General features: G+C 67.5%; 22 protein-coding genes and 1 pseudogene. 12 read left to right on the top strand and 11 right to left on the bottom strand.

The features are described from left to right. Positions 1–127 precede the first annotated feature (127 nt). Positions 128–673, top strand: coding sequence for a 4-hydroxyphenylacetate 3-monooxygenase, reductase component (gene hpaC / locus HWX55_RS14680; protein WP_175976216.1), 546 nt, complete (start codon positions 128–130; stop codon positions 671–673). An 11-nt stretch (positions 674–684) separates the two neighbouring features. Here the strand turns inward: hpaC and HWX55_RS14675 are convergent, their stop codons facing one another. Both HWX55_RS14675 and HWX55_RS14670 read right to left on the bottom strand, forming a co-directional pair. Continuing rightward, positions 685–1,938 (bottom strand): YbfB/YjiJ family MFS transporter, encoded by a 1,254-nt coding sequence (locus tag HWX55_RS14675; RefSeq protein ID WP_175976215.1) that lies wholly within the window; start codon positions 1,936–1,938, stop codon positions 685–687. Positions 1,939–2,118: 180 nt separating this feature from the next. Further along, positions 2,119–2,664 (bottom strand): alpha/beta hydrolase, encoded by a 546-nt coding sequence (locus HWX55_RS14670; RefSeq protein ID WP_175976214.1) that lies wholly within the window; start codon positions 2,662–2,664, stop codon positions 2,119–2,121. 115 nt (positions 2,665–2,779) lie between these two features. Between HWX55_RS14670 and HWX55_RS14665 the strand changes: the two genes are divergently transcribed. The 3 genes from HWX55_RS14665 (at position 2,780) to HWX55_RS14660 (ending at position 4,773) form a co-directional block, all read left to right on the top strand. Then, complete coding sequence (locus HWX55_RS14665) at positions 2,780–3,235, top strand: Lrp/AsnC family transcriptional regulator (protein WP_175976319.1); 456 nt, start codon at positions 2,780–2,782, stop codon at positions 3,233–3,235. A gap of 403 nt (positions 3,236–3,638) precedes the next feature. Continuing rightward, the gene (locus tag HWX55_RS36335) at positions 3,639–3,761 is read left to right on the top strand and encodes a hypothetical protein (RefSeq protein WP_006479692.1); all 123 of its coding nucleotides are present in this window, start codon (positions 3,639–3,641) and stop codon (positions 3,759–3,761) included. A 58-nt stretch (positions 3,762–3,819) separates the two neighbouring features. After that, entirely contained in the window at positions 3,820–4,773 is a 954-nt protein-coding gene (locus HWX55_RS14660; RefSeq protein WP_175976213.1) for a leucyl aminopeptidase, read from the top strand. Between the two features lie 17 nt (positions 4,774–4,790). Here the strand turns inward: HWX55_RS14660 and HWX55_RS14655 are convergent, their stop codons facing one another. After that, positions 4,791–5,300: an N-acetyltransferase gene (locus HWX55_RS14655; protein WP_175976212.1), complete on the bottom strand. Its 510-nt coding sequence runs from the start codon at positions 5,298–5,300 to the stop codon at positions 4,791–4,793. Between the two features lie 638 nt (positions 5,301–5,938). Between HWX55_RS14655 and HWX55_RS14650 the strand changes: the two genes are divergently transcribed. The 4 genes and pseudogenes from HWX55_RS14650 to HWX55_RS14635 all read left to right on the top strand — a co-directional run. Beyond that, the gene (locus HWX55_RS14650; RefSeq protein WP_244140574.1) at positions 5,939–6,502 is read left to right on the top strand and encodes a PAAR domain-containing protein; all 564 of its coding nucleotides are present in this window, start codon (positions 5,939–5,941) and stop codon (positions 6,500–6,502) included. Positions 6,503–6,505: 3 nt separating this feature from the next. Further along, complete coding sequence (locus HWX55_RS14645; RefSeq protein ID WP_175976211.1) at positions 6,506–7,180, top strand: M35 family metallo-endopeptidase; 675 nt, start codon at positions 6,506–6,508, stop codon at positions 7,178–7,180. Positions 7,181–7,192: 12 nt separating this feature from the next. Beyond that, entirely contained in the window at positions 7,193–7,663 is a 471-nt protein-coding gene (locus HWX55_RS14640) for a hypothetical protein (protein WP_175976210.1), read from the top strand. A 33-nt stretch (positions 7,664–7,696) separates the two neighbouring features. Continuing rightward, positions 7,697–7,861 (top strand): annotated as a pseudogene (locus HWX55_RS14635) (transcriptional regulator); the annotation flags it as partial. A gap of 50 nt (positions 7,862–7,911) precedes the next feature. On the opposite strand, the gene HWX55_RS14630 reads toward HWX55_RS14635, so the two are convergent. Continuing rightward, a complete protein-coding gene (locus HWX55_RS14630; protein WP_175976208.1) occupies positions 7,912–9,930 on the bottom strand; it encodes an LssY C-terminal domain-containing protein in 2,019 nt (672 codons plus the stop codon). Positions 9,931–10,038: 108 nt separating this feature from the next. Further along, entirely contained in the window at positions 10,039–10,491 is a 453-nt protein-coding gene (locus HWX55_RS14625) for a hypothetical protein (RefSeq protein WP_175976207.1), read from the bottom strand. A 332-nt stretch (positions 10,492–10,823) separates the two neighbouring features. On the opposite strand from HWX55_RS14625, the gene HWX55_RS14620 reads away from it, so the two are divergent. After that, on the top strand, positions 10,824–11,471 hold the full coding sequence (locus HWX55_RS14620; protein ID WP_050014388.1) for a response regulator transcription factor: 648 nt from the start codon (positions 10,824–10,826) through the stop codon (positions 11,469–11,471). Then, positions 11,468–13,282: a sensor histidine kinase gene (locus tag HWX55_RS14615; protein ID WP_175976206.1), complete on the top strand. Its 1,815-nt coding sequence runs from the start codon at positions 11,468–11,470 to the stop codon at positions 13,280–13,282. Before HWX55_RS14620 ends, HWX55_RS14615 begins: the two co-directional genes overlap by 4 nt. 35 nt (positions 13,283–13,317) lie before the next feature. Here the strand turns inward: HWX55_RS14615 and HWX55_RS14610 are convergent, their stop codons facing one another. The 3 genes from HWX55_RS14610 to HWX55_RS14600 form a co-directional block, all read right to left on the bottom strand. Then, the gene (locus HWX55_RS14610; protein WP_244140573.1) at positions 13,318–13,533 is read right to left on the bottom strand and encodes a hypothetical protein; all 216 of its coding nucleotides are present in this window, start codon (positions 13,531–13,533) and stop codon (positions 13,318–13,320) included. Positions 13,534–13,584: 51 nt separating this feature from the next. Next, complete coding sequence (locus HWX55_RS14605) at positions 13,585–14,895, bottom strand: MFS transporter (protein ID WP_175976205.1); 1,311 nt, start codon at positions 14,893–14,895, stop codon at positions 13,585–13,587. 123 nt (positions 14,896–15,018) lie between these two features. Next, entirely contained in the window at positions 15,019–16,044 is a 1,026-nt protein-coding gene (locus HWX55_RS14600; protein WP_175976204.1) for an ABC transporter substrate-binding protein, read from the bottom strand. Positions 16,045–16,281: 237 nt separating this feature from the next. On the opposite strand from HWX55_RS14600, the gene HWX55_RS14595 reads away from it, so the two are divergent. Both HWX55_RS14595 and HWX55_RS14590 read left to right on the top strand, forming a co-directional pair. Further along, positions 16,282–16,947 carry a response regulator transcription factor gene (locus tag HWX55_RS14595; RefSeq protein WP_012338672.1) on the top strand — a complete coding sequence of 222 codons (666 nt, stop codon included), beginning with the start codon at positions 16,282–16,284 and terminating at the stop codon, positions 16,945–16,947. Further along, positions 16,934–18,358, top strand: coding sequence for a sensor histidine kinase (locus HWX55_RS14590; RefSeq protein ID WP_175976203.1), 1,425 nt, complete (start codon positions 16,934–16,936; stop codon positions 18,356–18,358). Before HWX55_RS14595 ends, HWX55_RS14590 begins: the two co-directional genes overlap by 14 nt. A gap of 56 nt (positions 18,359–18,414) precedes the next feature. On the opposite strand, the gene HWX55_RS14585 is transcribed toward HWX55_RS14590, so the two are convergent. From HWX55_RS14585 to HWX55_RS14575, 3 genes are all read right to left on the bottom strand, one after another. Next, complete coding sequence (locus tag HWX55_RS14585; protein WP_175976202.1) at positions 18,415–18,864, bottom strand: hypothetical protein; 450 nt, start codon at positions 18,862–18,864, stop codon at positions 18,415–18,417. A gap of 87 nt (positions 18,865–18,951) precedes the next feature. Further along, on the bottom strand, positions 18,952–19,716 hold the full coding sequence (locus HWX55_RS14580; RefSeq protein WP_050014377.1) for an ABC transporter ATP-binding protein: 765 nt from the start codon (positions 19,714–19,716) through the stop codon (positions 18,952–18,954). Continuing rightward, the gene (locus tag HWX55_RS14575) at positions 19,713–20,570 is read right to left on the bottom strand and encodes an ABC transporter ATP-binding protein (RefSeq protein WP_175976201.1); all 858 of its coding nucleotides are present in this window, start codon (positions 20,568–20,570) and stop codon (positions 19,713–19,715) included. Before HWX55_RS14575 ends, HWX55_RS14580 begins: the two co-directional genes overlap by 4 nt. Positions 20,571–20,575 lie beyond the last annotated feature (5 nt).

The raw sequence follows: 20,575 nt of genomic DNA, 5'->3' as shown, positions 1-20,575 counted from the left end.
CATCCCGATCGTCAATCGTGCGAATGGTCGGCCAGATTTTCGCGGCGTACGCTTGGATCATCGTCGGCCAAGCGATGCTGCATCGGCAGCGCCCGCGATCGCCGCTTTCGTCCAACCAGGAGCGCCCATGTCTTCCACGACCGATATCCCGCAACCGGCGCGCGTCGAACCGACCGACGCGCAAAAGGCCTTCCGCCAGGCGATGGCCCATCTCGGCGCGGCCGTCAACGTGATCACCACCGCGGGGCCGCACGGCCGTTGCGGGATCACCGCGAGCGCCGTGTGCTCGGTCACCGACGCGCCGCCGACGCTGCTCGTGTGCCTGAACCGGTCGAGCGCGATGCATGCGACCTTCGAGCGCAACCGTCAGGTCTGCATCAACGTGCTGCCGGCCGAGCACGAGCTGCTCGCGCGACACTTCGCGGGGCTCACCGACCTGCCGATGGAACAACGCTTCGAGCTGCCCGTGTGGGATCGCGGCGAACGGGACGTGCCGGTGCTGCGCGATGCGCTCGCGAGCCTGCAGGGCACGATCGCCGAGATGAAGGAAGTCGGCTCGCATTCGGTGATGTTCATCGAGGCGACGTCGATTCGCGTGCGCGACGACGGCGACAGCCTGATCTACTTCAGCCGCGCGTTTCATCGCGTGTCGCGCACCGCGTGCGTGCGGTGACGAGTGCTTGACTACGCGGACGTGCTGCGCAGCGCGCGCTGCCCGGCCGCGAATGCCGCGCCCGCGAACAGCGTGAGCGCCGAATACACGAGCCCGCGTGCGAGCCCCGCGCTGTCCGACACCCAGCCGATCGCGACCGGCCCCGCGATCTGCCCGAACGCGAAGACCGTCGTGAAGGCGCTGATCCCCTTCGCCCATCCGTCGGGCGGCAGGTTGTGCCGCACGAAGGCCGTCGTCGACGCGACCGCCGACAGGAACGTCGCGCCGAACAGCAAGCCCGATGCGAATGCGGCGGCCGGATGCACGAACAGCGCGGGCATCAGCGTCGCGACGCCGAGCAGCGCGTTGAGCACCGCGAGCGCCTGGCCCCCGCGCATCCGGTCGAGCAGCCCCGACCACAGCCGCGCCGACACGACGGTCGCGACGCCGAGCATCACGTAGAACGCGGCGACGACCGAGCCGCTCATCCCCGCGCCGCGCAGCAGCGCGACGATGAACGTCATGTAGCCGATATAGCCGACGCCGAACAGCGCGTAGCCGGCCAGCGCGAGTGCGAAGCGGGCCGGGCTCGCGGCAGCCGCCGGTTTCGCACCGTCGGCCCGCGTGGCCGGTGCCGCATGGGCATGCTCGATGCGGCGCGCGGCTGACACGGCGACTGCCGAGAACAGCACGCACGCCGTCGCGAGTGCGAACCACGCGGGCTGCCAGCCGTGCGCGCGTGACACGAGCGTGGCCGGCACGAGCAGCGACGACGCGACGATGCCCCATCCGGTGCCGCCGTAGTAAAGGCCGAGCAGCAGCCCCGCATCGCGCGGCGACGCGGAGGCGAGCCGCGCGGCCAGTACGCCGCCGCTGATGAAGATCAACGCGCTGCCGACACCCGTCGCCAGCCGCTGCGCGAGCAACGCGTGCATGTCCGACGTGAGCCCGCCCGCGGCCATCAGCACGGCGGTCAGCACGCAGCCGGCCGCGAGCAGCGTGCCCGCGCGCCCGCGCCGCGACAGCAGCGGGAATGCAAGCGCGCCGATCAGGTAGCCGGCCGCGTTCGCCGTATTCAGCGCGCCGGCCTGCGCGAACGTCCAGCCGAGATCGGCCTTCATCGGCGGCAGCAGCAACGCATACGAAAAGCGTGCGAGGCCGAGCGCGATCGCGCTGCCGAGCGACAGGCAGATCGCGAGCCGCCACGCGGCCATGCGGCCGGGATCGGTGGCGCCGGCGTCCGGCCGCAAGCGACCGTCACGCTCCGGTTGCGGCACTGCACGCATCGGGGTGTCTCCTTCGTTGTTCGATTCCGGGGCTTGCGCCGCCGTCGCTCGATCATACTGGAGCCGCCACGAAATCGGCACGCGCGGCAGCGGCACAACCGCGACGGCCGCCGCGCCCGGTTCCCGCTCCCCCGACACGACGGCCGGACACCGCGGGAAACCAGCCGGCGCGGGCACGCGCTATCGCCCGAGTCCGGCCGCAAACGCCGCCAGCAGTGCGCGCCCTTCGGGCCATCCAGCCAGCCCGGACGCCGCGTTCAGGTGGCCGCGCGCGCCGAGCAGAAGCGGCGTCGCACCCTGTTCCGTTGCCCATTCGAGCGCGCGCCCCGACGGATCGTACGGATCGTCCTCGCTCGCGATCGCCAGCACAGGCACGCGCCCGAACCCACCGGTCGGCAGGTTCGCGAACGCGGCGGCGGCAACGGGAAAGCGCGGCCCTGCCGGGTCGGGCACGGCCACGAGAAACGCGCCGCGCACCGCCCGAGCCGACACGGCATGCCAATGCGCGAACAACAGACAACCCAGCGAATGACACACCACGAGCGGAGGCACCCCGGCGTTCGCGACGGCCTCGTCCAGCGCCGCCGTCCAGTCGGCCAGGTCGGGCGCATCCCATGAAGCCGGCGCGATGCGCGCGGCGCCGGGCAACGCCGCCTCCCAGTGGCTCTGCCAATGATCCGGTCCCGAATTGCCGATACCCGGCACGATCACGATCGCTCGATCCATCACTCCCTCCATCGACGAAAGCCCAGAGTGTGACCACGCATCAGTCGGCATGGAATGGCAAGTCATCGGTTATTGGGACAAAATGCCGATGAATCAACGGTACCGGAGGACCGTCATGCCGGAAGAAGCACTGGATCGCCTGGATCTTGCGATCCTCGAAGCGCTGCAGGACAACGCGCGGACGCCGCTGTCGGAAGTCGGCAGGCGCATCGGGCTGTCGCAGCCCGCCACGTCGGAGCGCGTGAAGCGGCTGGAAGAACGCGGGATCATCGCCGGCTACGGCGCGCGGATCGATCCCGCGGCGCTGGGGTTGGGCATGATGGCCATCATCCGGCTCAAAACCACGCACGAGCACATCCAGCCGGCGCTGCGCACGTTTGCCGAGATGCCGCATGTCATCGAAGTCCACCGCATGACCGGCGAGGACTGCTTTCTGCTGAAGGTGCTGGTGCCGACGCCGGGCCAGCTCGAAACCCTGATCGACGCGATTGCCCGCTTCGGCGCGGTCACGACTTCATTGGTGCTGCGCTCGGAACCGACGAAGGCGATCGGAAAGGCGCTGCTCGGATGACGTGCGGATGTGGACCGACCGCGTGCCGCGTGAAATCGGCAGACCGGTTCGAGCGCCGGGCGATCGCGCTCGCGTTTTTCGTGAATGACAGAAAACGCATCAATCCGTTCAATTGAATTCAAATTAAAAATAACCGAATTTATTCCATTGCCCGCGATTCAATTTTCTAAAAAATGACGTGCGATCTGTCACTCGTTTATCCACGCTTTCCAATATGTGGATCGCAAACTCCCCGTGTTTAGCACGTCTTGGCTAAAAACAATGAGACGCATTGCATTCGTAAATTCGTCAGATTAATATCGACTCCACTCGACCGGTATTCACAAAATTCCGAACGAGGAGCGGCCATGTTTTTGCCGCGCTTTCATGTTGAATCACTCATGTTCACCACAGGAGAATTGACATGCAGGAAACCCAGCAAATCGAATTGCTTGACTGGATGCAGGAAGACACGCACCCCGAGGCCGTCGACATGATGGTCGAGGACGCCGTGGTGCCGTTCGGCACCGCGCTCTGGCCGGTCTGAGCGGGCCACCCGTTCTCGCGGAAGGGTTTCGGCCCTTCCGCCGCTTCCGGAGATACGCATGCTGAACCTGCACCGCGCGCTCGGTTTTCACCCGGCGCTGCGCGACAAGCTGGCACGCGGCGAATCGGGAAAACTGCTGGTCGGCTATGACACCCGCAACCGCGACACCGCGTTGCGCGCCTTTTCCGCCCTGCCCGATTCGATCGACGCGACCACCCTCTGCCTCGAAAGCACCGCACCCGCCGATATCGCCGCCGCACTCGACGACGCCGACCTGTTCGTGCTGCTGTACGACTCGTCGTGCCTGCCGACGCCGTCGCCGAGCGGGCCGCCGTTTCTCGCCGCGATCCGCCCCGCGATCGTCGAACACTGGGGCAAATCGGTTTTATTCAAGGATTACGGCCCGCACCTCGACGAGGCGTTCGCCGAATCGCTCGACGACATCGCCGCGCGCAACGGCCGGCTGATCGAGGCCGCCGCACGCGCGTCGCAGATCCGCTTCATCGACGAAGCCGGCAACACGCTGACGGGCTCGCTCGCGCCGGACCAGAAATGGACGAGCGTGGACGGCATGGGCAACCTCGACGTCGTGCCCGGCGAGATCGCGACGCACGTGACGGACCTGAACGGCACCGTCGTGTTCAGCGGCACGTTTCTCGGCACCGTGCCGTTCGCGATCAAGTACAAGGTGGCCGAGCGGCTCGCGACGCTGCATGTCGAGCACAGCACGATCGTCGATTTCGACACCGACGATGCGGGCTTCCGGCGCGATTTCACGACCTATCTCGACCGGCACGCGAATCACCGGCGGATCGAGGAATTCGGCATCGGCACGAACCTCGGCATTCGCGGCCTGTACGGCCGCAACGCGGGGTTCGAGGAACGCCATCCGGGCCTGCATCTCGGCCTCGGCGGCGGCGAAAACGGCAGCCACCATCTCGACCTGATCTTCGCGCGCGGCACGCTCGCGCTCGACGAACGGATCGTGTTCGACGGCGCGTTCGCCGTCTGACGCAGCGAGCAGGTTGCTCAGGCTTCGGCGGCCGCCGCGTCGCCGAGCCACTTGAACATCACGAAGCAGTCGACGAAGCCGAGCCGCGCGTGACGGTATGCGCGCGGCACCCGGCCGACGATCTCGAATCCCAGCTTCTGCCACAGCGCGACCGCGACCTCGTTCGTCGCGACCACCGAATTGAACTGCATCGCGAGGAAACCGCGCTCGCGCGCCACCTTCTGCGAGTGTTCGCACATCAGGCGCGCAACGCCGCGTCCGCGCGCGGCCTCGCTCACCATGTAGCCGCAGTTGCTCACGTGCTTGCCGGGCCCGGCCGCGTTCGCCTTCAGGAAATACGAGCCGAGCACCACGCCGTCCTCTTCGGCGATCCACGTGCAGAGCGGCGCGTCGAGCCACTGTGCGCGCGCCGCTTCCTGGGTCGGCTCGGGATCGAATGCATAGGTTTCCTGAGCAGCGACGATCGCGCGGTAGGTCGGCCAGAAGCGCGCGAAATCGTCGTTGGTCATCGGGCGAATCGTGATCATGCGGGTCTCTCGTGAGGTGATGTCGGCAGGCCAGACGGGGGAACGAGCGATCGTACCGCGATTCATCGACGGTCGCCCGCTCGCGTCGCGTCGCCGCACTGCAGTACGCGGCCGGCGGCGTGCCGTATCAGCGATTGGCCCCCTGGCCGAAACTCGGCGGGTTGATGAACCCGGGCCGCGCGGCGTGCCGTCGATTCTTGTCCATGCTGTCAGACATGGCGTGCTGTTTTCCGACGCGCGGTGCACCGCCATGTGTTTCATCTGCAGGCGTTTTATCTGCGCTCGGTGCGGGGCGCGTTGCGCACGCTCGCAAGGTTTGCGTCGGGACGGGTCGGACCACGCAGACATGTCTGCATTGGCCGATTCGCGAGCGCTGCTTCGTCTCAATCTGAACCGACTGAATCCATGCCACCGCACGCCATTCATGCTTCACATATCACTCTGACAATCCGCAACAATCTACCGCCACCCTGTCTCAATAACACGACATTTCGCGATCTCCCTGCCTTATCATCAGCATCCCAAATTGATGGAGAAAACTGCTGAATGGCCAAGTAGCAGTGGCTCGCCCCATCTGCCCGGTTCGACGTCAGCGCTCGCTGCCGTCAATTCTCGGCAACCATGGGGCGGCGTCGAACATGCGACAACAAACACTAGCAAAGCGGGGAACTCCAGTGAGAAAAGCGGCTGTCCGGGATAACGATCCGACAACAACGCGCGGCTTCGTCATCGCAATTTCTTCGACGATCTACGACAAAGGAAAACGTGTCGCATTGAGCGGCGAAAAAGCGACATGCGGAAATTGCGAGGGCACCTTCGAAATTATCGGATCCGGAGAGGGCATGTCGGAAATCGGCCGAAACGTAGTGGTCGACGGTGACCGGGTAGCGTGTCCATGCATGAAAAATCGCGTCATTGCAGGCCCCAACCCCGGGATATTTCTAAAGTCGTCGGGAAACACGCCGCTCGCGGAATCGAGTCCCTTCCATCGGTGCTCCGCAACGCCCGCACCGGCAGTTCACGACGAGCAGATCCGGCTGATCGATCGGTTTTCCGGATGGCCGCTCGCCGACATCCGTTATCGAATCACGGACTCTTCAGGTCGGCTCGTCGAGGGACGGACCGATGAAAAAGGTCTGACATGCCGGGTCGAGACATCCGGTCACGACGTAATCGACATCGAGATATATCGGGGGACCTAACCAATGTGCAATAGAAACACCGGTCCGCTGCCCGACGACGGATGGGAATCGGCCGGCACCGTTGCCACGAATACGACAGCGGACTCGATCCGGGATATCGAACTGGACCTGACACCGATATGCCAAAACGTGTCGAACAAAACATTCCGGGCGTCGATCGTCCGACTTCGCGACATGGCCATTCCTTTGATTCAGGATCGCGTTGCCGGGCTGGCGCGATGGGACGATGCCGAGCAGTCGCGCGCACGGAAGTGGTTCGGCCGAAGCGACGACATCGCACGCGATACCCTGCGGCTCGGAATGCCAAAGCTGTTGGACGTCATGCAATCGCTCAAACCGGAGAACGTCATCAGATGGGATCAGCAGAAACAACGAAACATCACGTGCACCGTCTTCCCGGACAACGGCCACACGGATGCCGCAGTATGCAAGCCCGATTCCGAGAAGCGTATCATCGCGATCTATTCGCATTTTTGCACATCGCCGCCGGCGCAACGCTGGCGAGGATGCCAACTACTCACACTCATTCACGAATGCACGCATTTCGCGGATGTGTTCGACTCCACCGACGAAATGTATGGCGTGTCAATCGGTTTGACCTTCTGGGCACAATCCAATCCCGACAAAGCAATTCGCAACGCTGACAGTCTTGCGTGCTATGTCGGCTTCGACGGATAAGGAACTCGCGTGATGCGCCCCATTCTCTTCGCGCACCTGTTCGCGCTTTCGATATTCGTCGCAACACCGCTCGCCCACGCTTGCACGATTTCGACGGACATGGCGGATACGTTGCCGCTGAACTCCACCGACATCCCCAACAAGGCACGGATACGGATCGCTGAAATGGTTCTGGAAGCCCGCAGCTGGCCAAACGTCGGCATACGCGGGATCGTCTACGCAGGAGGTTACGTCGGGGAACGCGATCCGGCCGCCCTCGCTCACCGGCGCGCCGTTGCCCTGAAAACCTACCTTATTCAGTTGGGCATCGGTGAACAGAACATCTGGGTAGATACAAGGACCATCAAGCACTCGGACGTCGACAACGACGGGCGCCTTTCGCTCAATCAGATTGCCGTGACGCTGGTCCCGATATGCGACGGAGGGTGCGAGCGCTTGTGCGACGATCCCCGCGTGACGCCGACATCCAAGGCCATTCACTAGCCCTGTCCCAACCCATAAATCAACGAAGCGACCATGAACCCATCCAAAGGCGCTGTATCGCATCACGACGCGGAAATCGTCGAACTACGCACCGACCCCGGGCTTGCAGCCGCCTATTTGAAGGCTGCGGCTGAATCGCTCGGCGATCCCGACAATCACGCCGCGGCCCTCCTCGCACTGCAAGCGGTCATCGAAGCCGGCGACCTTTCCGGTCTTCCGTCTACTGGCCCGCAAACCTGAACGCCCCCTCACGGCTGAACCATCCACACCAGCAGCATCTGATCCGGCGCGGCCGTCATCCCCGCCGGCGGATGCGCGATCGTCGGCTCGACCGCCAACGCGTGCGCGATCGTCGTCGCATCGTCGATCGTCGTCGTGTGCACGATCGTCATCAGCCGCGCCGGCCGGCGCAGCGTTTCGCGATACAGCGCGCCATACCACAGCGGCCGCATGCCGAGCGCATCCTGCAACACGTACGGATAACGCCACAGCCGCAGCACGAAGCGGCTTTCCGGGTGGGCCGGATCGACGCGGACGAACACGCGCCGCGTGCTCTCGCCATGCGTATAGCGCGGCAGCACGGGCAGCGTATCGGCGGGCGCCTGCGGCAATAGCCAGCGCAGCGCGGTGGCCGGCGACCACGGCGTCGCGCGCTGCCAGCCGGCCTGTGCAAGATGGCGGTCGAGCGTGTCCGACGTCGCGCTCCATTGCAGCGGCAGATATTCCTCGCGGTCGCCGCCGGTCTCGGTGCGCCGCGTCGGTACGCGCTGCCAGCCGCCGCGCAACCATTGGTCGACGGTCATCGCGACCACGTCGCCGACATGCGGACGCGCCGCGCGATCGAGCTGCCATTGCGCGGGCACCGTCCATACGCCGGCCGTCGCGAGCACGACGACGACCGCGACGAGCGCGCCGCGCGGCTGCACATGCTCGCGCACGCGCCAGTACGCATAGGCGCCGGCAAGCAATGCGAACCATGCGAGGCCGAGGCTCCATCCGCCCAGCAGCCCCGACAACCAGGTATCGCCGACATACAGCCGCGCGAAGCCGCCGAGCACGATCCACAGCACGACCGCCGTCACAACCGGAATGCGCCACAGCGCGAGCCGGTCGCGCGTCAGTACCCAGCCGAGGCCGCTGCTCGCGAGGATCGCGAAGGCGGCGTCGCCGTCGGGCAGCGGCACGTGCAGCGCGCCAGGCGGCAGGCTCGCAGGCGTCGCGCCGGGCGTGCCCGCGCCGAACACCGGCACGAGCACGACGGCGACGCCGATCGTCGCGAGCCACCATGCGGCCGTCAGCCAGCAGCGATGGATCATCAGCCAGACGAGAAACGCGGCCGCGACGATCAGCCCCGTGTCGTGTCCGTGCAGCACGGCGAGCGCGCTCATCGCGGCGTCGGCGGGCGGCGTGCGCAGGTGCTGCAGGAAGGCGTACAGCGCGATGTCCGCGTGCATCAGCGGATCGTTCGCAACGACGTCCCGCACGATCCCCGCGAACAGCCACACGCAGCCGATGAACAACAGCGCGAGTACGGGCACCGCGCCCGGCAGCCCGCGCAGGTAGGCGATCCCGTCGTGCAACCGCGCGCCGAACCGCGGCCAGCGGCGCACGCACGCGTGCACCGCTTCGGCGAGCGCACAGCACAACAACGGCCAGCCGCGCCGCAGCGCGACGCGCACGCCGATCCACACGAGGGCGACCAGCGCGGCCACGACCAGCAGGATCGCGGCGACTCGCACGCTGATCGCCGCGGCCAGCGCGGCCGACGCGCCGAACAGGATGCCGGGCGCGACGTGCACGGGCGCCCACACGAGCGCCGAGATCACGTTGACCGGATAGAACGACCGGCGCGGCAGCGTCGCGCAGCCGACGACGACCGGCACGACCGCACGCACGGGCGCGAGAAAGCGCGCGAGCACGATGCTCTTCATGCCGTGACGCAGCACGAATTCCTCGCCGCGCGCGTATGCGTTCGCCGAGCCGAAGCGCGCCCACGCAGTGCGGATCATCCCGCGGTAACGTCGTCCGAGTTCGTAGCTGATCCCGTCGCCGATCACCGCGCCGACGGCCGCGACGCCGATCGTCGCCCATGCGTCGAGCGCGCCCGCGCCGATCAGCGCGCCGGCCGCGAACATCACGGCGCCGGCCGGCACGACCGTGCCGATCAGCGCGATCGCCTCGGCGCACGCGGCCACGAACACGATCGCCAGCACGAGCAGCGGATGCGCGCCGATCGCGCCGATCCACGCATGGATCGTGTCGCTCATCGCACACTCCCGAACGGTGCGGCCCGATGCGCGAACAGCGGGCCGGGAGGGGCATTGGATACGTTCATCGCGACATGCGCACGCTCGCGCCGGTGTCGAGGTCAGGGGTCAATCGAATTCGTGTTGCCGCGCGTCGGCCTCGAGCGGTGCGTCGTGGTAGCCGACCGTCGCGATCTCGTGCAGATAGCGCGCAAGAAACGCGCCGATGGAGCCGGCGGCCTCATATTGATGCACGTGACGGAACTCGTGAGTCAGCAGCCGGCGCGTGTCCTGCCCGCGCAGCACGTACACCGCATGACCGAGCGTGAGGCCGATCGTCCCGGGCGACAGCAGCCCCGTGTCGCGGGCGATCGCGGCAAGCGTCGGCGTGTCCGGAAACGGCATGCGCTCGACCGCCACCACGCGAATCCGGTCCGGCTGCGCGACGCCTACCGTGCGCGCGTCGTCGGCTTGCGCGGGCGTCAGCGGCGCGCCCTGCGCGAGCCCGCGGGCCGCCTCCGCTTCGGCCCAGGCAACGGCGGCAGGCAGGGCGGACGGCAGGATATCGGCCAGCTCGATCATTGCAGGACTCCTCGGTTCGCGCAGATGGCATCGGGCACCAGTTTAGTCCCGAATCGGAGCGGTTCGCGGGGCGAGCCCGGCGATGCCGCGCCGACCCGCGTCCGGTGCAACGCTCATTCGGGAATACCCTGATTCGCATGCGCTGCGCACGATACGTGCCGGTAGATTATTTCGTCGCAGTGCGCATTCCGCGATCAACCCCCTTGAAAATTTCGCGAACGAGTACCGTTTTCGGGTCCGGGGGCATATATTGGTCAGAAGAACGGCCGCGGCGACAACCGGACAGCCACGACGGCAACGCGCGGCGTCATCCCGAAGAGGACCGCTGGAAGATGATCAGGGTAATTCTGGCTGACGATCACGCAGTCATGCGGGACGGACTGCGTCACATTCTGGAGATGGCCGGCGGTTTCGAGATCGTCGGCGAGGCGAGCGACGGCTCGGGCACGCTCGCGCTGGCCGAACGCATGGCCGCCGACGTGCTGCTGCTCGACCTGTCGATGCCCGCGCCGACCGGCATCGAGCTGATCCGGCTGGTCAAGCGCCAGGCGCCGTCGCTGCGCACGCTCGTGTTGACGATGCACGCGGAAGCGCAGTACGCGGCGCGCGCGTTCAAGGCCGGCGCCACCGGCTACCTGACGAAGGACAGTGCGACTGCCGAACTCGTCGAGGCCGTCGGCAAGGTGGCGGCGGGCGGCGTCTACGTGAGCCCGTCCGCGGCGGAAAGCCTCGCGCACACGCTGCGCGCACCGGCTCAGGCGCTGCCGCACGAGCGACTGTCCGCGCGCGAGTTCGACGTGATGCGCCGCATCGTCGCCGGTCAGACCGTCACGCGGATCGCGTCCGAACTCGCACTAAGCGCGAAGACGGTCAGCACGTACAAGACGCGGATCCTCGAGAAGATGGGGCTGCCGCACGAAGCCGCACTGGTCCGCTACACGGTGCGCCACGATCTCGACCTCGGGGCCGACGACGCATGATGGCCGCCTTCCGCTTCCCGTCCGCGCCGCCGCCGTCGCCGTCGCCGCCGCCGGACAACGACGATCCGGATACGTCGCGCCTCTTCATGTCATCGCTGCCGCCGGGCCGGCGCGAACGGCGGCTCGCGCTCGCGACGGTACTCGTGTCGGCCGTGATCTTCGCGGCGCTCGCGCCGTTCGCGGCCATGCCGCTCGCGCCGGGCTGGGCGTTCATCCCCGTGTACCAGTCGGCGATCGTCGTCAACGACATGGTGACGGCCGGCCTGCTGCTCGGTCAGTATGCGATCCTGCGCGAGAAGCCGCTGCTCGTGCTGGCGGGCGGCTACCTGTTCACGGCGTTCATGGCCGGCACGCACATGCTGACCTTCCCCGGGCTGTTCGCGCGGACCGGCCTGCTCGGCGCCGGCGAACAGACCACCGCATGGCTATACCTGTTCTGGCATGGCGGCTTTCCGCTGTCGGTCGCCGCGTGCGCGCTGCTGCGCGCGACGTCGCGCGGGCGTCCGGCGCCGGCTCCGGCCCCGCAGCGCCGCGCGGCGATTCCGGTCGGCCTCTGCATCGCCGCCGCGATCGGCGCGACGATCGCGCTCGCGCTGCTCGCGACCGCCGGCCACGACCTGCTGCCGCGCATCATGAGCGGCAACCGGATGACCGCGACGATGACGAAAGCGATCACCGTCGTCTGGGGGTTGAATCTCGTCGCGCTGATGCTGATGTGGCGGCAGCGGCGCCGCCATTCGGTGCTCGACCTGTGGGTGATGACGGTGCTCGTCGCGTGGCTGTTCGACATCGCGCTGTCGTCGATGCTGAACCACGGGCGCTTCGATCTCGGCTTCTACGCCGGGCGCGCGTACGGCCTCGTCGCGTCGGGCGTCGTGCTGTTCGCGATGCTGTTCGAGAACGGCCGGCTGCACGCGCAGACGGTGCGCGCGCTGGCCGGCGCACGCTTCCAGCATCTGCTCGTCGTGCAGAAAAGCGCGCAGTTGAACGATGCGAACGAACGGCTCGAACAGCGCGTCGCCGCGCGCACCGCGCAGCTGAGCGCGTCGAACCGCGACCTGCGGCGCGAAGTCGAGGAGCGCGTGCGCGCGGAGCGAGCGTTGCAGGCGTCGCGCGAGGAGCTGCGCGAGATCGCCGCGATCAGCGCCAGCGCGCGCGAAGCCGAGCAGCGCCGCATCGCGCGCGAGCTGCACGACGAACTCGCGCAGTCGCTCGCGGCGCTGAAGAACGATCTCGAATGGCTGATCGACCGCGTGCCGCAGGACGACGCATCGCTCGCACGCAAGATCGCGGCGATGCATGCGCTCGCGCGCGGCGCGGTGGCCGCGACGCGCCGCATCGCGTCGGACCTGCGCCCGCTGATGCTGGACGATCTCGGCTTCGCGGCGGCGATGCAATGGCTCGTGGAGGATTTCCGGCACCGTCACGGGATCGCCTGTTCGCTGCACGTCGAGCCGCCCGAACTGCAACTCGACGAGCCGTATGCGACGGCCGTGTTCCGCATCGCGCAGGAAGCGCTCGCGAACGTCGCCCGGCACGCGGCCGCGTCGCACGCGGACGTCGAGCTCGTGTGCGGCAGCGAAGCGATCACGCTGACGATACGCGACGACGGCGCGGGCTTCGATCCCGCGGTGCCGCGCAAGTCGGCTTCGTTCGGGCTGGTGGGGTTGCGCGAGCGTGCGTATCTGGTCGGCGGCACGCTGCGGATCGCGACGACGCTCGGCGAAGGCACGACGGTCGAGGTCGAGATTCCGCGGGTTCCGGTGTCCGCGGCGCTCGCGCATGGCGGGCACGGGAGTTCGCGGGGCTAGATGGAGGGCGGTGGAAGCCGCCGCACGACGATGACTTAGTCGACCGCCTTCGTCGAACGCGCCGCTTCGAGCATGCGCTCGAGTTCCGCGCGCACGTTTGCCGCATCGATATACTCGCCGGTCAGCCGTGCTTCATCACGCGATGCCAGGCCGTGCGCGACAAACTCGCGCTGCATGCGGCGGCGCTCATCGCCGTCGCAAGACATCTCCATCGCCGTCACTTTCTTCATTGCCCGCTCCATCCGTCGCATGTGCACCGCATGGTAGCGCGCTCGAGTACTTGCCGTCGAACCCGCACGCCATCACGCCCGCACCGCCACCATCCCCCGCTCCGAGCGCGTCCACGCGACCAGCGCGCCGACGCCGAGCAGCGCGAGGCACACGATCGGCACGATCATCGGCCCGAACGCGGTGCCCGTCACCTTGCCCGCGAACGGCATCAGGTTCTGGCTGAAGAAGCCGCCCAGGTTGCCGATCGAGTTGATCGCCGCGACGCTTGCGGCCGCCCGCGCGCCGGTGAAGTAACGCGGCGGCATCGACCAGAAGCACGGATACAGCAGCGGGATGCACGCGCCGCCCAGCACGAGCGCGATGAAGCGCAGCGCGGTCGACGGCAGCACGAGGCTCAGCAGGAAGCCGAGCGCGCCGAGCGCCGCGACGATCGCGATCGTGCGCAGGATGCTCTTCGCGCGACGCAGCTTCGCCGGCAGCCACACCAGCAGCACCACCGCGAGCGCCCACGGCAGCATGCTCAGGAAGCCGTTCGTGGTGCTCGACACGCCGAACGATTTCACGAGCGTCGGCAGCCAGAACGTGACGCCGTACAGCGACGTCGACATCAGCATGTAGGTCGCCGCGAACAGCATCACGCGCGGATCGAGCAGCGCCTTCCACGGCTGGCCGTGCTCGGCCTGCGCCGGCTTCTCGCGCTCCAGCGCGACCGCGACGATCTGCTTCTCGCGCTCGTCGAGGAACGGCGCTTCTCGGAACGACGCGGGCAGCACGCGGAACACGACGATCGCGACGATCACGGCCGGAATGCCCGTCGCGACGAACACCCACTGCCAGCCCGCGAGCCCCCACACGCCGTTCAGGCTCAGCAGCAGGCCGCCGACCAGCGAGCCGAGCATGTTCGCGAGCGCGCTGCCGAGCGTGAAGATGCCGAGCACCTTCGCGCGGTAGCTCTGCGGAAACCACAGCGTCAGGTAATAAATCACGCCCGGATAGAAGCCGGCCTCGGCGATGCCGAGCAGGAAGCGCAGCGAGCAGAACGCGGGCATCGACGTCGTGAAGCCCATCAGCACCGTGATGAGCCCCCACGTCAGCATGATCCGCGCGAGCCACACGCGCGCGCCGTAACGATGCAGCGCGAGGGTGCTCGGCACCTCGAACAGCAGGTAGCCGATGAAGAACAGCGACGACGCGAGCCCGAACGCGGCTTCCGTCATGCCGAGGCTGTGCACCATCTGCAGTTTCGCGAAACCGACGTTCTGCCGGTCGATGAACGCGATCAGGAACATCACGACGAGGATGGGCAGCAGGCGCCGCGCCATCTTCGACATGATGCGCTGTTCTTCGGCGGACGCGGGGTCCAGGGTGTCGGTAGCGTTCACTTCAGGCTCCTTGGGTGAATCGGTTGCATATCGGTTGCTTGTCGGTTGAATCGGCGCCGCGCTTGATGAACGCGCGGGCGTCACGTGGTTCGATAAACGGACTCGGATCGCGGCCCGCGTGGCTCAACCCGACCGGTAGTCGTCGAGCATCGGCGCGAACATCTCGTGCCACGCGCGCGGCTTCGCCTTGATCGTGCCGGCGAGGTACAGGAATTCGACGTAGTCCATCAGCTGGTTCGGCAACACCGAGAAGCGCGTGTCGGGCGCGGCGAGCATCCGCATCACGTCGTCGTGCGACACGCCGACGCCCGACGACGACGCATAGAGCGCGGCCGCCGCGCGCGGGTCCTGCGCGATCATTCGATTCGCCTCGTCGAGCGCGCCCAGAAACGCGGCGGCGAGCGCCGGCTCCGCATCGACGAGCCGCTTCGGCGCGAACACGACGTCGAGCGTCAGCGGGCCGAGCACGTCGACCGAATTCACCACGCGATGGATGCCCGGCTGCCGCAATTCGAGCGTCGAGAACGGCGGCGACGTGAAGTGCGCGGTCACGCCGTTCTCGCGGCGGATCAGCGCCTGCATCGCCTGCGGATGCGGCAGGTTCACGGTGATCGAATCGAGTTGCGCGAAATGCGTCGGGCCGAGCTGCCGGCTCGCGACCATCTGCAGCACGACCGCCGACAGCGACGTGCGGATGCCCGGCACCGCGATCCGGTCGGACGGCGTGAAGTCGCGCAGCGACACGAGGCCCGCGCGGTTCGCGTTCAGCGACAGCGACGTGGTCGACAGCCCGCTGATGCCGATCACCTCGACGTTCGGAATGCCGCGCGCCCGCGCCCACAGCTCGATGAAACCCGGCGCGCCGGCGGCCGCGAAATCGAGCGTGCCGGCCATCATCGCGTCGTTGACGGAATTGCCGCCGTCGAGCAGCACCCATTCGACCGCGACGTCGCGCACGCCGTGGCGCGCCGCATGCCGCTCGAACAGCCGCTGCTTCTCCATCACGAGCAGCGGCAGGTACAGCACGCCATAGCCTTTCGAGATCCGCACGGTGCGCGGCTTCGCGCGCACCCGCGCCGGCGCCCCGAGCACGCCCAGCACGCCGAGGCCGGCTGCGATCAACGCGCGGCGGCGCGGCGACGTCGTCATGCGCGCGCCGCCGTGCGGCCGACGGCCTGCGGCCACGCGCAGGCCGGCGTGGCGCCGCGGCGCGCGTTCGTCGTGCCCGTGACATGCTGCATGTTGCCGTCTCCATGAATATTTCTGGTATTAATGCCGTCCTTGCATCCTGCTTCCGGCTCGACACAGGTTATCGGCCGAGTCTGAGAAAATGCTGACATCCCGGCCCCGGGAAAACCCCTAACCCACCTATCTGCAAACGGCACCATGCGCATTCTCGTCGTGGAGGACGATGCCGAAATCGGCGCGGCGATCCGCAGCCGTCTGGCCCGGCTCGGCCACGCCGTCGATCTCGAAACCGACGGCGCGACCGCGAACGGGCTGCTGCGCGTCGAGCGCTTCGATCTCGTCGTGCTCGATGCGAACCTGCCCGGCATGGACGGCTTCACGGTATTGCGCAACCTGCGCGCATCGGGCAGCACGACACCCGTGCTACTCGTCACCGCGCGCTCGGCGATCGACGACCGCGTGAGCGGCCTCGGCCTCGGCGCCGACGACTACCTCGTGAAGCCGTTCGACTACCGCGAACTCGACGCACGCGTGCAGGCGCTGCTGCGCCGCAACAGCGGCCATGCGAACGACGTGCTGACGCTCGGCGGCCTCGTGATCGACCGCAGCAGCCGTCTCGCGGAACTCGACGGCCAGCCGCTGTCGCTGTCCCGCCAGGAATTCGCGCTGCTCGAAATCCTCGCGAGTCGCCCGCAACGCATTTTCTCGAAGGAAGAACTGCTGAACCAGTTGTTCAGCTTCGGCAACGAGCCGACCGCGAATGCGGTCGAGCAATACGTGACGCGCGTGCGCAAGAAGCTGCAGGGCAGCTCGGTCGAGATCCGCACCGCACGCGGGATGGGGTATCAGATTGCCGCGCATTGACTGGTTCCCGAAGACGCTGTTCGGGCGCACGCTGCTGTTCATCGCGTTCGTCGTCGCGACCGGCGCGCTCGCGCTCGCGGCGATCGCGCGCTACTACGCGGGCGTCGCGGCCGAACGCGCGTACGACCAGTTGCTCGCCGGCGCATCGATCCAGGTTGCCGAAAACCTCTACGTGCAAGGCGGCGTGCTCGCGCTGAATCCGCCGGTGGCCGCGCTGTCGACGCTGTCGCGCTACGACCTCGTCTACTACAAGGTGGTCGATTCGCGCGGCGTGGTCGTGGCCGGCTACCACGATCTCGCGAGCCCCGCGACGCTCGCCGCCGCGAAGCAGGGCCCCGCGTTCGCGAATGCCGTCTACCAGGGGCATCGGGTGCGCACCGCGACGATCGCGCGCTTCATGCCCGAGGAAAGCACGCCGGGCTGGGCGCTCGTGACGGTTGCGCAGACAACCAACGCGCGCCAGCAGCTGACGAACGACATGAGCATCAAGGTATGGACGCTGATCCTGCTGATGAGCGTGCTCGCGATCGGCGCGAGCGGCCTCGCGATCCGGCGCGGCCTGCGCCCGCTCGCGCAGATCGGCACGATCATCGCCGCGCGCGACCCGGCCGACCTGCGGCCGGTGGCCGTCGATACGCCGAGCGAGATCGACGCGATCATCGGGTCGATCAATGGCCTGATGCACCGCCTCGCCGAGCGGATCAACGCGATGCAGCGCTTCATCGCCGACGCCGCGCACCAGATGCGCACGCCACTCGCGCGGCTCGACGCGCAGATCGAGCTGCTCGACGGCGAATCCGATCCCGCGCGTCATGCGGCGCGGCTCGACGCGCTGCGTGCGACCTCGTCGGACGTCGGCCGGCTCACCGGGCAGTTGCTCAATCATGCGATGGTGATTCATCGCACCGAGGCCGTGCCGCTGCAACCGGTCGAACTCGTCGCGCTCGCGAAAGAGGTCCTGGGCCGCACGATTCCGCTCGCCGGCGAACGCGACGTGGCCGTTGCGTTCGCGAGCGACGCGCCGCACGCATGGATCGACGGCGATGCGATCAGTCTTCAGGAAGCACTGTCGAACGTGCTGCACAACGCGCTGCTGCACGGCCACGCGGACGACATCGTCGTGTCGGTCGCGACCACCGGCAATGCAGAGGGCGCGGTGACGCTGACCGTCACCGACAACGGGCGCGGGATACCGCGCGAGCATTGGGACGCGGCGTTGCAGCCGTTCGTGCGAATCGCGCCGGACGGCAGCGAGCGACGTACCGGGTCCGGTCTCGGGCTCGCGATCGTGCAGGAAGTGATGAAGGCGCACGGCGGGCGCGTGGGGTTTGCGTTTCCCGATGCGGGCGGGTTCGCGGTGGTGCTGATGTTTCCACGCGCGGCGACGACGCACGCCGCAAGCGACGCTTAGGCAACCGCAGATCCGGCGCACGCACGTTCGATCGAACGCCGCCGCGCAACACGCGTTCAGTCGTCGCTGTCCCGATCGTCGTCGGGGTTGCGCTTCGCGTGTCGCGCAACCCGTTGGTCCAGCTCGTCATACTGGCGCTCGCAGAACAACCGGCACAACGCATCGGCGTCGACGCGCTTTCTCACGTCGATCGTGTCGACGTGCTGCTCCAGCTTGCCCTTGCCGATGCCGAAGAGCCCCTTCTTCATCCGCATGGACACCGCATTCAGCTGGAAGCCGTCCGAATGCGCATCCGTCAACGCAGTCACCCACAGCTCGCGCTGATCGTCGGCATGCTGCAGCACGAGCGCCGGCAGCGGGCCGTCCTGCGTCTCGTTCCATTCGACGTGCTGAGCGGCCCAAGGAAACGCATCGAACGCGTGAACGAACGACGCGTAGTCGGTCGCGCCCTGCTGATCGAGTTGATTGAAATCGTAGCCGACTTTCTGGATGGAATAGGTCAACATGGCGCGGTGCTCTCCGTGGTGTCGATCGCGACAGAACGCCAATCTACTCCACATTTCACGGCGCTTGGCAGCCCCAGCTCGCGCCGCCTACGCCGCCACCGCCTCCCCACCGAGATACGCATCGCGCACGCGCTCGTCGTCGAGCAGCGTTTTCGCGGGGCCTTCGAGCACGACGCGCCCCGTCTGCAGCACGTACCCATAGTGCGCGATCTCCAGCGCGAGGCTCGCGTTCTGCTCGACCATGAACACTGTCACGCCTTGCTTGTTGATCGCGTCGATCAGCTCCAGCACCTTGTCGACGTACAGCGGCGACAGCCCCATCGTCGGCTCGTCCATGCAGATCAGTTTCGGCCGCGCCATCAGCGCACGCGCCATCGCGAGCATCTGCTGCTCGCCGCCCGACAGCGTGCCCGCGCGCTGAGCGAGCCGTTCGCGCACCCGCGGAAACAAATCGAGCACACGCGCGTAGTCGTCGGCCACCGCCGCACGATCGCCGCGCGTGTAAGCGCCCATCAGCAGGTTCTCGCGCACGCTCATGTCGCCGAACAGCCGCCGCGCTTCCGGCACGGCCGCGATCCCGCGCCGTACGCGCTGCGGCGTCGCGAGCGCGGTCACGTCGTCGCCGTCGAAACGCACGACCCCGCGACGCGGACGCATCAGCCCGAGGATCAGCTTCATCGTCGTCGACTTGCCGCTCGCGTTGCCGCCGAGCAGGCTGACGATCTGCCCGCGACCGACTTCGAAGTTCACGTCGAAATGCACCTGCACCGGCCCGTAGAACGTGTCGAGGTGTTCGAGTTTCAGCAGCGCGTCGGTCATGGTCGTATCGGGTCCGGAAGATTGCAAGCTCATGCGGCCGCCTGCGCGGCGCGCTCGGCCGGCACACCGCCCGCGTGACGGCGGCCGAGATAAGCCTCGATCACGCGCGGATCGTGCCGCACGTCGCGCGGCGCGCCTTCGGCGATCTTCACGCCGTTGTCGAGCACCATCACGCGGTCGGACACGCGCATCACGAGCTCGAGCTTGTGCTCGATCAGCAGGATCGTCAGCCCGCGCGCCTTCAGCGACTGGATCAGTTGCAGCATCTCGGCCGTCTCCGTCTCGTTCATGCCGGCCGTCGGCTCGTCGAGCAGCAGCAGGCGCGGATGCAGCGCGAGCGCACGGCCGATTTCCACGCGCCGCCGGTTCGCATACGACAGGCTGTGCGCCGGATGATCGATGCGCGGCGTGAGCCGTTCGCCGAAGCCGGCGACGATCGCGCGCGCTTCTTCGCGCAACGCGGCTTCCTCGCGCCGCACCGACGCGGGCCGCACGAGCGCGCGCAACACTTCGGCGGCCGCGCCGAGCGCCGGCCAGCCGGGCCGCGCCGCACGCAGCCGCGCATGCGCGCCGATCAGCACGTTGTCGAGCACGCTCAGGTTGCCGAACACGCGGCCGTGCTGGAACGTGCGCGCGATGCCGAGCGCCGCGAGCCGCTCGGGCGCGGTGCCGGTGATGTCGCGGCCGTCGAACGTTACGCGGCCGGCGTCGGGCCGGTCGGCGCCCGCGATCAGGTTGAACAGCGTCGACTTGCCCGCGCCATTCGGGCCGATCACGCTGAGCAGTTCGCCGTCCGCTAGCGTGAGGCTTGCGCCGTCGAGCGCGGTCACGCCGTCGAAGCGGCGCGTCAGGCCCTGCACGTCGAGCAGGGGTCGAGTGGTGGTCATCGCAT

This window comes from Burkholderia sp. BCC1047 (genome assembly GCF_902833155.1).
Classification (GTDB): Bacteria; Pseudomonadota; Gammaproteobacteria; order Burkholderiales; family Burkholderiaceae; genus Burkholderia; species Burkholderia sola.
This window is presented reverse-complemented; position numbering and strand designations above follow the sequence as displayed.